The sequence below is a fragment of the Deltaproteobacteria bacterium genome, assembly GCA_026712905.1.
GTDB lineage: Bacteria > Desulfobacterota > Binatia > UBA9968 > JAJDTQ01 > JAJDTQ01.
Genome location: JAPOPM010000048.1, coordinates 1 through 14093, shown reverse-complemented (window position 1 = coordinate 14093; position 14093 = coordinate 1). Strand labels below are relative to the sequence as shown.

At 66.4% G+C, this 14093-nt stretch carries 14 protein-coding genes; all 14 read left to right on the top strand.

Features of this window, described 5'->3' with window-relative positions; translation table 11 throughout:
* The 14 genes from OXF11_03900 (at position 1) to OXF11_03835 (ending at position 13912) form a co-directional block, all read left to right on the top strand.
* Positions 1-1167, top strand: coding sequence for a 1-deoxy-D-xylulose-5-phosphate reductoisomerase (locus tag OXF11_03900; protein ID MCY4486244.1), 1167 nt, complete (start codon positions 1-3; stop codon positions 1165-1167).
* Positions 1164-2237 (top strand): RIP metalloprotease RseP, encoded by a 1074-nt coding sequence (gene rseP, locus OXF11_03895; protein MCY4486243.1) that lies wholly within the window; start codon positions 1164-1166, stop codon positions 2235-2237. The genes OXF11_03900 and rseP overlap by 4 nt, the downstream gene beginning before the upstream one ends.
* An 11-nt stretch (positions 2238-2248) precedes the next feature.
* On the top strand, positions 2249-2992 hold the full coding sequence (tsaB, locus tag OXF11_03890) for a tRNA (adenosine(37)-N6)-threonylcarbamoyltransferase complex dimerization subunit type 1 TsaB (GenBank protein ID MCY4486242.1): 744 nt from the start codon (positions 2249-2251) through the stop codon (positions 2990-2992).
* 100 nt (positions 2993-3092) lie between these two features.
* Positions 3093-3320: a DUF465 domain-containing protein gene (locus tag OXF11_03885; GenBank protein ID MCY4486241.1), complete on the top strand. Its 228-nt coding sequence runs from the start codon at positions 3093-3095 to the stop codon at positions 3318-3320.
* A 12-nt stretch (positions 3321-3332) separates the two neighbouring features.
* On the top strand, positions 3333-5108 hold the full coding sequence (gene ilvB / locus OXF11_03880) for a biosynthetic-type acetolactate synthase large subunit (protein MCY4486240.1): 1776 nt from the start codon (positions 3333-3335) through the stop codon (positions 5106-5108).
* A gap of 37 nt (positions 5109-5145) precedes the next feature.
* Positions 5146-5628 (top strand): acetolactate synthase small subunit, encoded by a 483-nt coding sequence (ilvN, locus tag OXF11_03875; GenBank protein ID MCY4486239.1) that lies wholly within the window; start codon positions 5146-5148, stop codon positions 5626-5628.
* 51 nt (positions 5629-5679) lie between these two features.
* A complete protein-coding gene (gene ilvC, locus OXF11_03870) occupies positions 5680-6696 on the top strand; it encodes a ketol-acid reductoisomerase (protein MCY4486238.1) in 1017 nt (338 codons plus the stop codon).
* A 51-nt stretch (positions 6697-6747) separates the two neighbouring features.
* The gene (locus OXF11_03865) at positions 6748-7356 is read left to right on the top strand and encodes a phosphatidylserine decarboxylase family protein (GenBank protein MCY4486237.1); all 609 of its coding nucleotides are present in this window, start codon (positions 6748-6750) and stop codon (positions 7354-7356) included.
* An 11-nt stretch (positions 7357-7367) separates the two neighbouring features.
* Entirely contained in the window at positions 7368-8216 is an 849-nt protein-coding gene (gene pssA / locus OXF11_03860; protein MCY4486236.1) for a CDP-diacylglycerol--serine O-phosphatidyltransferase, read from the top strand.
* 71 nt (positions 8217-8287) lie between these two features.
* Complete coding sequence (locus OXF11_03855; GenBank protein ID MCY4486235.1) at positions 8288-9844, top strand: 2-isopropylmalate synthase; 1557 nt, start codon at positions 8288-8290, stop codon at positions 9842-9844.
* Complete coding sequence (gene leuB / locus OXF11_03850) at positions 9841-10932, top strand: 3-isopropylmalate dehydrogenase (GenBank protein MCY4486234.1); 1092 nt, start codon at positions 9841-9843, stop codon at positions 10930-10932. The genes OXF11_03855 and leuB overlap by 4 nt, the downstream gene beginning before the upstream one ends.
* Positions 10933-10973: 41 nt before the next feature.
* The gene (locus tag OXF11_03845; protein ID MCY4486233.1) at positions 10974-12008 is read left to right on the top strand and encodes an aspartate-semialdehyde dehydrogenase; all 1035 of its coding nucleotides are present in this window, start codon (positions 10974-10976) and stop codon (positions 12006-12008) included.
* Between the two features lie 105 nt (positions 12009-12113).
* A complete protein-coding gene (gene truA, locus OXF11_03840; GenBank protein MCY4486232.1) occupies positions 12114-12905 on the top strand; it encodes a tRNA pseudouridine(38-40) synthase TruA in 792 nt (263 codons plus the stop codon).
* Positions 12906-12955: 50 nt separating this feature from the next.
* Positions 12956-13912 carry a TAXI family TRAP transporter solute-binding subunit gene (locus OXF11_03835; GenBank protein ID MCY4486231.1) on the top strand — a complete coding sequence of 319 codons (957 nt, stop codon included), beginning with the start codon at positions 12956-12958 and terminating at the stop codon, positions 13910-13912.
* Positions 13913-14093 lie beyond the last annotated feature (181 nt).

Genomic DNA, 14093 nt, shown 5'->3' with positions numbered 1-14093 from the left:
ATGAAGCGTATCGTCATCCTCGGTTCCACCGGGACCATCGGGGTCAACGCCCTCGACGTCATCCGCACGTTCAAGCGCCGGTTCAAGGTCAGCGGACTCGTGGCCGGACGCAACCTGGAGCTGTTGGCGGAGCAGGTCGCGGAGTTCTCCCCGCGCATCGTCAGCGTCCGCGAACACGGTGACGTGGATGCGTTGCGCAAGCTCATCGGACGGCGCCGGACCGAGATCGTGTACGGCGAGGACGGGGCCGTGGCCGCGGCCACCGAGCCCACCGCGGACTTCGTGCTCGCGGCCATCGTGGGCGGCGCCGGGCTCGTGCCCACGTTCGCCGCGGTACAGGCGGGCAAGGACGTAGGGCTCGCCAACAAGGAAGCCCTGGTGATGTCCGGGGAACTCTTCGTGCGCGAGGCGCGCAAGCGGGGGGTGCGCCTCCTGCCGGTGGACAGTGAACACAGCGCGGTGTTCCAGTGCCTCGAAGGGAACCGCCGGAAAGACGTGGACAAGATCATCCTCACCGCCTCGGGCGGCCCGTTCCTGCGCACGCCGCTCGGCCGACTGCCCGACGCTACCGTCGATGAGGCGCTGGACCACCCCACGTGGAAGATGGGTCCCAAGATCACCATCGATTCCGCCACCATGATGAACAAGGGACTGGAGGTCATCGAGGCGCGCTGGCTGTTCGGCCTGCCCGCGGAGCGCGTGGAGGTGATGATCCATCCCCAGAGCATCGTTCACTCCATGGTGCGCTACCGCGACGGGGCGGTCATGGCGCAGCTCGGAATACCCGACATGCGCATCCCCATCGCCTATGCGCTGTCCTACCCTGAACGGCTCGACACCGGGCTGGCACCGCTCGACCTGACCCACGGCGGCCAACTCACGTTCCTGGACGTGGAAGGCCCGCGCTACCCCGCCCTGGACATCGCCTACGGCGCGCTCGCCCGGGGAGGCACCGTCCCGCCCGTTCTCAACGCCGCCAACGAGGTGGCGGTGTCGGCGTTCCTGGACGGACGCATCGGTTTCCGCCGCATCCACGAGATCAGTCGGGAGACCATCGCCTCGCATGATCCGGTCAAGCCGCGCCGTCTGGAACAGGTCCTGGAGGCCGACCGCTGGGCACGGGCGTTCGCCGAGGACCTCGTGCAACGCAACGGGTTGGCGCATTGATCGACATCATCTACATGATCGTCGCCGCGGTGGTGGCATTCGGCGCGCTCGTGTTCCTCCACGAGCTCGGACACTTCCTCGTGGCCAAGAAGGCCGGCGTGGGCGTGCTCACCTTCTCCATCGGCTTCGGCCCCAAGGTCCTGGTGCGACGCTACGGCGAAACGGAATACTGCATCAGCGCCTTTCCGTTGGGGGGGTACGTCCGGATGATGGGGGAGGACCCGAGCGACGAGGTGCTCGACCCGGACCCGGACCGGTCCTTTTCCCAGCGAAGCCTGACGGCCCGCGCCGCCATCGTCGCGGCCGGCCCGGTCGCGAACTTCATCCTGGCCGTGGCCGTGTTCCTGCTGGTCTTCGTCATATTCGGCGTCCCTTACCGCACGGCGGAGATCGGCGGCGTCCAGGCGGATTCGCCCGCGGCCGCGGCCGGACTCGAGGCCGGCGACCGTGTCGTGACGGCCGGCGACCGCCCCATCCGTTCGTGGGATGGGTTGTCGCGCGCGGTCCGGGAGAGCGGCGGCCGCGCGTTGGAGCTGGGGGTGGCACGCGACGGACGGGAGTTCATGGTTTCGCTGCGCCCCACCCTGGGAGAGACGCAAAACCTTCTGGGCGAGACCGAGGATGTGTGGCTCATCGGCATCCAGAGCGCCGGCACGGTGGAGGTGGACCGGCCCAACCCGCTGACCGCGGGATGGCTGGCGGTGACGCGTACCGTGGAGATGACGCTGCTCACCTTCGAAGTGCTGGTCAAGATGGTGGTGGGCCGGGTGGACTCCACGAATCTCGGCGGCCCGTTGATGATCGCGCAGGTGGCGGGGGAGCAGGCCCAGCGCGGGCTCGCCAACTACCTGTTCCTCGTGGCGCTCCTGAGCGTCAACCTCGGCGTCCTCAACCTGCTGCCCATTCCCATGCTGGACGGCGGACACCTGCTGTTCTTCCTCATCGAGGCCGTGCGCGGAAAGCCCCTGGGGGTCAGGCAGCGGGAACGGGCGCAGCAGTTCGGTCTGGTGCTGCTGCTGTTCGTCATGGTCTACGCGTTCTATAACGATCTGGCGCGGCTTTTCGGCTGAGCGTGGCGCCCATGAGAGTACTCGGACTCGACACTTCGACGGCACTCCTGAGCGCCGCCGTTCTGGACGGCGGCGCACTGGCGGCCGAACGCACGCGGGAGTCGTTGCGGTCGCGGGACCGGCGCCCGGGCCGTTCGAACCACGCGGAAGGACTGCTTCCGCTCGTCGCGGAGGTGCTGGACGCCGCCGGGACGGAATTCTCGAGCCTCTCGCTCGTAGGCGTGGCCGTGGGACCCGGTACCTTTACCGGGCTGCGCATCGGCATCAGCACGGCCAAGGGGCTGGTGTACGGCTCGGACATCCCGGTGGTCGGCGTGCGCACGCTGGAGGCCTCGGCTTACCGGGTGGCGCCGGCGGAAGAGCCCGTTTTCGTCTGCCCCATGGTGGACGCGCGCAAGGGCGAGGTCTACGCTTCCCTCTTCCGGCGCACGGCCGCGGCCTGCGAGTGCCTGATGGAGGATTCCCTGGCGGCGCCGGAGGAAATGGTCCGGTGCGTGGAGTCCGCGGCGGCGGGTTCATGCCTGTACCTGGGGAGCGGCGCCATGACCTACGCCGAGGTGATCATGCGGTGCGCGGGCGCGGGTCGCGCCTCGGTGAGTGACGGTAGCGAATTTCCCGCCGTCGCCGGCGCCGTAGCGCGCATCGCCGAAGCGAGATTTCGCGCCGCGCCGGAGACCGCGGCCGCTTCGCTGGCGCCTCATTATATCCGCCCCCCCGACGCGCTGCCGAGCGCCGTCCGAGGCGGTGCGAAGTAGTCCTCGCGCACGTTCCGGCGGTCCGGTTCGCATTGACAAAGATGCGGCCGTTGGATAAGTTTCGTAGTTTGCCCGAAACTCTCGATCAGGAGGTTGCGACATGGAGGAAAGAGAGGAGCAGATGATTGCTTCTGTCTTGGACAAGGACCCCGAACTGCGAAAATTCTACGAAGAACATCTCGAATACGAGCGCTTGCTGGGGAACTTGCACGACAAGGGTTACCTGTCGCCCGAAGAGGAGATGGAAAAGAAGCGTATCCAGAAACTGAAGCTCGTCGGCAAGGACAAGATCATGCAGATTCTTGGCAAGTACAAGTCGGCGAGCTGAGGGGAGAAAACGATGAAGTTGACCGGGTCGGAAATATTTGTGGAGTCGCTCAAGTGCGAGGGAGTCAAAACCATTTTCGGTATCCCTGGCGGAGTGGTCCTCAAGCTGTTTGACGTCCTGCACCAGCAGAAAGACGTCGAGGTTGTCCTGACCCGGCACGAGCAGGGCGCGATACACATGGCCGAGGGGTACGGCAAGGCCACGGGCAAGGCGGGCGTGGCGCTGGTGACCTCGGGGCCGGGCATGACCAACATCGTCACCGGACTGGCGGACGCCATGATGGATTCGGTGCCGCTGGTGGCGTTCACCGGGCAGGTCCCCACCAGCCTCATCGGCAACGACGCTTTCCAGGAGGCGGACAACATCGGCATCAGCCGTCCCTGCACCAAGCACAACGTGCTGGTGAAGGACGTCAAGGACCTCGCCACCGTCATCAAGGAGGCGTTCTACATCGCCAACACCGGCCGTCCCGGCCCGGTCCTGGTCGACATCCCCAAGGACGTCACCACGGAGTCCGCCGAGTTCCATTACCCGGACAAGGTTTCCCTCCGGGGCTACCGTCCGACGGTTTCCGGCAACCGCTTCCAGATCAAGCAGGCCGCCGGCGAGATCCTCAAGGCCAAGCGGCCGGTGATCTACGTGGGCGGCGGCGCGGTGTTCTCGGGCGCATCCAACGAGGTGCGCGAGCTGGCCGACCTGACGCAGATTCCGGTGACCATGACGGTGATGGGCCTGGGCTCGTTCCCCGGCACCCATCCGCTGTGCATGGGCATGCTGGGCATGCACGGCACCTATTGCGCCAACATGGCCATGCACGAGGCCGATCTCCTCATCGCCGTGGGCGCCCGCTTCGACGACCGCGTGACCGGCAAGCTGTCCGAGTTCTCGCCACGCGCGCGGGTCATCCACATCGACATCGACCCCACGTCGATCAAGAAGAATGTCCACGCGCACATCCCCATCGTGGGCGACGTCAAGGTGGTGCTGAAGGAGCTGGTGCAGGTGCTGAGCTCCATGGACGGCAATCCCGCCAGCGTCAAGGCGCAGCGCCGGCCGTGGCTCAAGCAGGTGAACGCCTGGTCCGCCGAGCATCCGCTGGCGTACCAGCAGGAGGGCAAAAAGGAGACCAAGCCGCAGTACGTCATCGACAGGGCGTACGAACTCACGAAGCACAAGGCCATCGTCGTCACCGACGTGGGCCAGCACCAGATGTGGGCGGCGCAGTACTTCAAGAGCGGCCTCCAGCGCACCTTCCTGACCTCGGGCGGGCTCGGCACCATGGGCTTCGGGTTTCCCGCCGCGTTGGGCGCGCAGAAGGCCTTTCCCAACAAGACCGTGCTGTGCATCACCAGCGAGGGCAGCTTCCAGATGAATCCCCAGGAGCTGGCGGTGGCGGCCATCCACAAGTTGCCGGTGAAGATCATCCTGCTCAACAACCAGTTCCACGGGATGGTGCGGCAGTGGCAGGATCTCTTCTACGAAGGGCGCTACGCTTCCAGCGACCTGGGCAATGTCCCCGACTTCGTCAAGCTCGCCGACGCCTACGGCATCCTGGGGCTCCGCTCCGAGGGCCCCGCGGACGTCGAGGCGGTGCTGAAGGAGGGATTCAAGCACAAGGGTCCGGTGCTGATGGACTTCGTCATCGACCGGTTCGAGAACTGTTATCCGATGATCCCCGCCGGCGGCGCCCAACACGAGATGATGCTGGAGGACCCGCCGCAACTGAAGACCGGGCGCAAGCCTTCGCGGAAAAAGGGAGAGGATGCGGACGCCGTTCTGCCGGCGTAAGGGTTCGGCGTAAGGGTTCGGCGTAAGGGTTGCGTGCATGGAACATGTGATATCGGTGCTGGTCGAGAATAACCCGGGTGTGCTCGCTCGCGTGGCGGGCCTGTTCAGCGCCCGCGGCTACAATATCGAAAGCCTCTCCGTGGCGCCCACGCCGGACGCCACGGTATCCATGATCACGGTGGTGACCTCGGGGGACGAGATCATCATCGAGCAGATCATGAAGCAGCTCAACAAGGTCATCGAGGTCCTCAAGGTCGTCGACCTGACCGAAGAGGATCACCTCGAGCGGGAAACCGCGCTCATCAAGATCTTCACCAAGCAGGGACAACAGCGGGACGAAGCCATCCGGATCGCGGAGGTCTTCCGCGCCAACATCGTCGACTCGACCCCGCAGACCTACACGCTCGAGGTGTCGGGAGACGCCGGCAAGATCCAGGCCGTCATCGATCGCCTGAAGCCCATGGGCATCAAGGAGATCGTCCGCACCGGACGGATCGCCATCGCGCGCGACGCCCTGTAAGGGCGGAGTCACGGTCCTTGCGCCGACCGGCGCCAACCAGGGAGGTTAGTCATGCAAGTCTATTATGACCAGGACGCGGATCTGGCCCGGATCCGCGACCGCAAGGTCACCGTGCTGGGTTACGGCAGCCAGGGACACGCGCACGCCACCAATCTGCGCGACTCCGGCGTCGACGTGGTGGTGGGCCTGCGGCGCGACAGCGCCTCCTGGGCCAAGGCGGCGGACGCGGGTCTCACGGTGATGGAGACGGCGGAGGCGACGGCGGCGGGAGACGTGGTGATGGTGCTGTTGCCGGACGAGCTCCAGGGAGGCGTCTACCAGGAGGTCATCCAGCCCAATCTCAAGCCCGGGAACTACATGGCCTTCGGCCACGGCTTCAACATCCACTTCAAGCGCGTGGTGCCGCCCCCCGACGTGAACGTCTTCATGGTGGCGCCCAAGGGTCCCGGCCACCTGGTTCGCAGCGAGTTCGAGCGCGGCCGGGGCGTGCCGTGCCTGCTGGCGATTCACCAGGATCCGTCCGGCGACACCCGCGACGTGGGTCTGGCCTACGCCGCGGCCATCGGCGGGGCCCGCGCCGCGGTCATCGAGACCACCTTCAAGGACGAGACGGAAACCGATCTCTTCGGCGAGCAGACGGTACTGTGCGGCGGCCTCACGTCGCTGATCCAGGCGGGTTACGAGACCCTGGTGGAGGCGGGCTATCCCCCGGAGATGGCCTATTTCGAGTGCTGCCACGAGGTCAAGCTCATCGTCGACCTGATCTACGAGGGTGGACTGGCCAACATGCGCTACTCCGTCAGCAACACCGCGGAGTACGGCGATCTCACGCGCGGGAGCCGCATCGTCGACGACGGGACGCGCAAGGTCATGAAGGAAATCCTGGCGGACATCCAGTCCGGCAAGTTCGCCGACGAGTGGATGAACGAGCACCGCGCCGGCTCGCCCCGGTTCAACGACTTGCGTCAGGCTTCCCGGAGCCATCCCATCGAGAAGGTGGGCGAGCAGCTCCGCTCCATGATGCCCTGGCTGGCGGAGAACCGGCTGGTGGACAAGAGCCGGAACTGATCCGGCGTTCCTGACGCACGGCCTCCAGGCAGGCCGCGCGGGGACACTCCCATCGGAATCGCACGAGAAGGCTACCGGTTCGTTTTCACGGCCCTGGGCCTGGCGGCCGCGGCCCTTGTCATAGGCTGGACGGCGGCCGCCGTGGCGTTGCTCGCGGTGGCCGCGGCCGTGGCGGGGTTCTTTCGCGACCCCGCGCGGGTGACGCCCGGCGGTGATGGGCTCGTGGTCTCCCCGGCCGACGGCAAGGTCGTGGAAGTCGACGACGGAGACCCCGCGGGCCGCAGGATCAGCATCTTTCTTTCCCCTCTGGACGTGCATATCAATCGCGTGCCGTTGGACGCGCGGGTGGCGGCCGTGCGCTATCAGGCAGGCCGTTTCCTGGCCGCGTACAAGGGCAAGGCATCGGAGGAGAACGAGCGCAACGCGGTGGAGCTCACGGATGCCGCGGGCCGGACCGTCCGCGTCGTGCAGATCGCCGGCTTCCTCGCGCGCCGCATCGTTTGCGACGTCGGCCGCGGTGATTCGTTGAAACGGGGCGAGCGCTTTGGCATGATCATGTTCGGTTCGCGCGTGGACCTGCACCTGCCCGCGGACGCCACGGTCGCGGTGCGGCCCGGCGAGCGCGTCCGCGGCGGCGAGACCATCGTGGCGCGGCTTTGATCGTGGTTGGCATGGAAGACCCCGAGAACACCGCCGAGAAGACCGAAACGCCGCTCCGGAGAGTCCGTCTCATCTCACGCGGGAAGATGGGCCGCCGGCGGCTCAAGCGCCGGGGGCCGTCCACCCGGCCGCGGCGGGCGATCTTCCTGCTGCCGAGCCTGTTCACCGCGGGCAATCTCTTCTGCGGCGTGTTCGCCATTTTTTTCGCCATCCAGGGGGACTACGCCCAGGCGGCCCTGTGGATCCTGGCGGCGCACGTGCTGGACGGCGTCGACGGCGCGGTGGCGCGCCTCACCCACACCACCAGCCAGTTCGGCGTGGAGTTCGATTCGCTGGCGGACGTGGTTTCCTTCGGCGTCGCGCCGGCGGTGCTGGTGTACGTGTTCGCGCTGGCGTCCTGGGGGCCCTGGGGCGGTGTCGCGCCGGCGCTGTTCGCCGTGTGCGGGGCGTTGCGGCTGGCGCGCTTCAACGTGCAGACCCTGACCGCGGAGAAGAGCTACTTCACGGGCCTGCCCATTCCCGCCGCGGCCGCCATGGTCGCCGCCACCCTGTTCATCTTCCTGATGCTGGGACTCGAGAGTTCAGCCGGCATGCCCGTCGCCTTCATCGCCGTCACCTGCGTACTGGCGGCCCTGATGGTCAGCAACTTCCGCTACCCGAGCCTGAAGCAGCACCACTTCAAGAGGCGCAGCACCATTTGGTTGTTGCTTTCCGCGTTGGCAGTCGTTATACTCACAATCGCTATGTGGCAGATCGTGCTGTTCACAGCGTTGTTGCTGTACACGTTATCCGGGCCCTTACTATGGTTACTCGCCGTGCGGAAGCGACGGAGGGAGACGCAGGTACTCATACAAGCCTGAAGTAGCGAATCCCAGCTTGCATCACCGAAACTCCCGCCCTCCGCGGGAGTTTTTTTTTGAGGAGGAAGACCATGGGCGCCAAGAACGTTGTGAACATTTTTGATACCACCTTGAGGGACGGCGAGCAGTCCCCCGGGGCGAGCATGAACATCGAGGAGAAGGTCCTCATCGCGCGTCAGCTCGACAAGCTGGGAGTGGACGTCATCGAGGCGGGCTTCGCCGCGTCGTCTCCCGGAGACTTCGAGTCTGTGGTGCAGGTGTGCAAGGCGGTCAAGCGGCCCATCGTGCTGAGTCTGGCGCGGGCGCAGCTCGGCGACATCCGCAAGGCGGCCAAGGCGGTGGACGGAGCGCGCAGGCCCGGTCTCCATACCTTCATCGCCACCTCCGACATCCACATGAAACACAAGCTGCGCATGTCCCGGGACGAGGTGATGGAGTCTGTGGGCACGGCGGTGGCCTATGCCCGGCGCTACCTCGACTACGTCGAGTTCTCGGCCGAAGACGCCTCGCGCAGTGAGCGGGACTTCCTGGTGGAGGTCTTCAGCGAGGCCATCCGCGCGGGAGCGAAGACCCTCAACATTCCCGACACCACGGGCTACGCGATCCCGTCGGAGTTCGGTGAGCTCGTGCGCTACCTGATCGAGAACACCGAGGGTTCGGAAAACGTCACCTGGAGCGCCCACTGTCACAACGACCTGGGCCTGGCCGTGGCCAACTCGCTGGCCGCCGTGGCCAACGGCGCCCGGCAGGTGGAGTGTACGGTGAACGGCATCGGCGAGCGCGCCGGCAACACCTCGCTGGAGGAGGTGGTGATGGCGCTCAAGACGCGCCAGCCGGTGTTCGGTCTCGACACGAACATCCACACCGAGCAGATCTATCCGACGTCACGCCTGCTCTCCCAGGTCACCGGCATCACGGTGCCCCTCAACAAGCCCATCGTCGGCGACAACGCCTTCGCCCACGAGGCCGGCATTCACCAGGACGGCGTCCTCAAGCAGAAGCTCACGTACGAGATCATGAAGCCCGAGACCGTCGGCATCACCGGCAACCGGCTGGTGATGGGCAAGCATTCCGGCCGCCACGCCTTCGGCGAGCGGCTGCAGCAGCTCGGGTTCTCCCTCGGCAAGGACGACGTAAACCGCGCCTTCGAGCGCTTCAAGGAGCTGGCGGACAAGAAGAAAGAGGTCTTCGACGAGGACATCGAGGCCCTGGTGGCGGACGAGGTGCTGCGCATCCCGAGCCAGCCCGACCGCTACGAGCTGGTGTACATGAACATCGCGTCGAGTTCGTCCGCGGTGCCGTCGGCCACGGTGCGCATGCGCGTGGACGGCGAGGAGAAGATGGCCCACGACACGGGTGACGGGGTGGTGGATGCGTGTTATAAAGCCATCGCCAAGATCTCCGGCAGCCGCGCGAGGCTGCAACGCTACTCGGTTTCCAGCGTCACCGGCGGCACCGACGCCCAGGGCGAGGTGTCGTGCATGCTGCAGGACAAGGACATCAACATCTCCGGGAAAGGTTCCCACACGGATATCATCATGGCGAGCGCGCTGGCGTACGTGAATGCGTTGAACCGTCTCGACTACCGCAAGCGTCATCGCCAGGCTTCAGTCGAGGGGGGTCCATGAGTCACAAGGTAACGGTGCTTCCGGGCGACGGCATCGGCCCGGAAGTGGTCGCCGAGGCCATGGCGGTGCTGAGCCAGGCCGGCGACATTTTCGGCTTCACCGTCGACGTGGAGGAAGGGCTGGTGGGGGGCGCGTCCATCGACGCCCACGGCAAGCCCTTGACCGACGAGGTGCTGGCCCTGGCCAAGTCCGCCGACGCGGTGGTGCTGGGGGCCATGGGCGGACCCAAGTGGGACGGCCTCGACTACTCCATCCGGCCCGAGCGGGCGCTGCTGGCGCTGCGCCAGGAGCTGGGATTGTTCGCCAACCTGCGGCCGGTGAAGCTGTTCGCGCCGTTGGCGGGGGCTTCGACGCTCAAGCCCGAGGTGGTGGAAGGCACGGATCTCGTCGTCGTGCGGGAACTGACCGGCGGCATCTATTTCGGGCAGCCCAAGGGCGTCACGCAGGAGCCCGACGGCACCGAGCGGGGCTTCAACACGCTGGTCTACACCACCCCGGAGATCGAGCGCATCGCCCGGGTGGCCTTCGACGCGGCGCGCCGCCGGCGCGGCCGGGTGACCTCGGTGGACAAGGCCAACGTGCTGGAATCCACCGAGCTGTGGCGCAAGGTGGTGACGCGCGTGCGCGACGAGGAAGGCTACGGCGACGTGGAGCTCGAGCACGTGCTCGTGGACAACTGCGCCATGCAGCTCATCCGGGATCCCCGGCACTTCGACGTCATCGTCACAACGAACATGTTCGGCGACATCCTGAGCGACGAGGCCGCCATGCTCACCGGTTCCATCGGTATGCTGCCGTCGGCGAGCCTCGGCGGCAAGGTGGGCATGTACGAGCCGGTGCACGGCAGCGCGCCGGACATCACCGGACAGGACAAGGCCAACCCGCTGGCCACCATCCTTACCGTGGCGCTGATGCTGCGCCACTCCTTCGACCAGGGCGCCGCCGCCGACTGCATCGAGCAGGCGGTGGAGCGGGTGCTGGACACGGGTTGCCGCACGCTCGACATCGCGGAGGGCGAGGCCGCGGTGGTGGGCTGCAAGGAGATGGGCGAGCGCGTGCGCCAGGAGATCGCGGCGAGCGCGGCGTAGGTTGTCCCCGGAACCAGGAGGGTTTCAGGCAAGGGAGAGACATGGGCGCTTTCAAGGACAAGGACACGTACAACGTGGCGGTGGTGGGTGCCACCGGCGCGGTGGGCGAGGAGATGCGCAAGATCCTCCAGGAGCGGCAGTTCCCGGTGGACACCCTGCGGCTGCTGGCGTCCGAGCGTTCCGCCGGGCAGCGCCTCGATTTCGGCGGCCGGCAGATCCGGGTGGAGGTGCTGGACGACGACTCCTTCGAGGATATCGACATCGCGCTGTTCTCCGCCGGCGGGTCCGTGAGCGCGCGCTACGCGCCGGCGGCGGTGGACGAGGGCGCCGTGGTCATCGACAACACCAGTTGTTTCCGCATGGACGAAGACGTCCCGCTGGTGGTGCCGGAGGTCAATGCGGAGAAGATCGGCGAGCACGTCCAGCGCGGCATCATCGCCAACCCCAACTGCTCCACCATCCAGATGGTGGTGGCGCTCAAGCCGCTGTACGACGCGGCGGGCATCAGCCGCATCGTTGTGTCCACCTACCAGTCGGTGTCCGGCGCCGGGCGTGAGGCCATGGAGGAGCTCGGCAGGCAGACCGCGGCGCTGTTCAACAGCGGCGACGTGGAATGCGAGAAGTTCCCGCACCAGATCGCGTTCAACTGCATTCCACACATCGATACGTTCCTTCCGGACGGCCACACCAAGGAAGAGCTGAAGATGATCCAGGAGACGCGCAAGATCCTGGACGACCCGGACATCCGCATCAGCGCCACCGCCGTGCGTGTCCCCGTCTTCTGCAGCCACTCGGAGTCCATCAACGTCGAGACCCGCACCAAGCTCACCGCCGGCGACGTCCGCGCGCTCCTGCGGGAAGCGCCCGGCGTGCTGCTCCAGGACGATCCGCAGGCCAACGAATACCCGCTGGCCACCGAGGCCACCGGCAAGGACGCCACCTACGTGGGGCGCGTCCGCGAGGACGACTCCGTGGACAACGGCATCAACCTCTGGGTCGTGGCCGACAACCTGCGCAAGGGCGCCGCCCTCAACGCCGTCCAGATCGCCGAGATCCTGATTCGCGACCACCACTGAACCCGCCGTCTCGACAGGCGTGAGGCCCTCCACGCCACGGATCGCACAGATGCGAAATGGCACCGGCGCGCCGAGTCGTCAGGGCGCGGGGAGGGGTTCTTGTCCATGAATATCCGACTGACCCTCGAATACGACGGCACGCGCTACCGGGGATGGCAGCTCCAGCCCGAGGGGCCGACGATCCAGGGCGTGCTGGAAGAGGCGCTGGCGGTGCTGCTCAAGGAGCCCGTGCGCGTCCACGGTTCCGGGCGCACCGACGCCGGCGTGCACGCGCTGGGGCAGGTGGCGAACTTCTCCTGTCCCGTCGACCGGGACCCGTGGCGCCTCCGGCGCAGCCTCGACGCCCTCACTCCGGACGACATCACGGTCAAGGCGGTGGAGGAGGTGGCGCCTTCCTTCGACGCGCGCCGCGACGCGCGCCGGCGCGTCTACGAGTACCGGCTGTGGAACCACTCTTGGCGGTCCGTGTTCCACGACCGCTACGCGTGGCATGTGTCGCGGCCGTTGGACGTGGACGCCATGCGCGCGGCGCTTCCCGCGCTGGAAGGAGAGCACGACTTCTCCTCGTTCCGCGCCGCCGGCTGCGGCGCGGCCACGCCGGTGCGGCGCGTCTACCGCAACACACTGTTCCAATGGGAGGACCACTGGGTGTACCGTATCGAGGCCACGGGCTATCTGCGCCACATGGTGCGCAACATCGTCGGCACGCTGGTGCAGATAGGGCTGGGGGAGCGGGATGCCGAGGATCTTCCGGAATTGATCGAGAGCCGCGACCGTACGCTGGCCGGCCCCACCGCTCCCGCGCGGGGCCTGTTCCTGACGGAGGTGTGTTACGACGTACGCCGAGGGACGCCTTGCCCGGCCGCAAGGTATCGTATAGAAAGCCCCAATCACTAATGAACCGAAGGTGGCCAAAGGGCCCTAACGGGAGATCGGGAGGTACGCACATGAAAGCAGCACTAGCGATACTATCGGTTGGCGCATTGCTTTTGGCCGGGGCAGGACCTGCCGCCGCGCAAAGCAAGCAGAACATCGCCTGGGGCGGTTCGAATCCGGGCGGTGTGATGTACTACATGGTCGGGGCCGCGGGCACCATCATCTCGGAGAAGCTGCCGCAATACAATATCACCCAGGTGACCACCGGTGGCTCCACCGAGAATGCCAAACGCATCATCAAGGGTGAACTCGACATGGGCATCGTATACGGCGCTCACGTTTTCATGTCGCAGAAACCCGAAGGGCCATTCAAGGGCGGCGCCAAGGGAACGATGTTCCGGGGCATCGCCAAGGCCTACAAGGGTCCGACCTACTTTGTCACCCTTCCCGGTTCGGGGATCAACACGGTCGCCGATTTGAAGGGCAAAAGAGTGGCCCTCGGCCCGCCGGGCTCGGGGACGGTGTTCAACTGCTCCAACATCGCGCGGGCGACAGGCATTCTCAGCAGTCTCAAGCCCAGTATGATGACGTTCGCGGACGCGGGTCGGGCGCTTGCCAATGGGCAGATCGACGCGCTCTGCCAGTCGTCGGCGCCGGCCGCGGCGGTCAAGGAACTGGCGGAGACCAAAGGCGCGGTGGTGCTGCCTTACACGGCGTCGGAAATGAAGGCCATTACTTCCAAGTATCCCTTCTACGTTCCGTCCACCATGCCGGCGACGACCTACAAGGGTGTCCCCGCGCGCGATCTTCCGTTTCTGACCGTTTACTGGGTGGCCCATGAGCGGGTCCCGGCGAAAGCCGTCGAGGACATATTGAACCTGGTCTATCAGGCCGACATCCGCGAGCGGCTCGCCGCCGGCCACAAGGCGTGGAAGCAGATGGAGCCCGACACCAAGAACTTCGAGGCCTTGGGCGTGCCCATGCACCCTGGCGCCATGGCCTACTACAAGTCCAAGGGACTTCAGTAAACACATTCCGACGATTCCGGCGGGCGGCCGCGTGGGATTACCGCGGCCGCCCGTTCCTTCTTCATCGCAAGCCCGGTCGGGCGGAGGAGAATAGACAGGGTGGCAGCCCGGGAGTCTTGGTTTGCCCCGGTCCGGGGTGGGCACCGCACGGTTTCCGGGCCGTTCGCCATTGCCTACGACT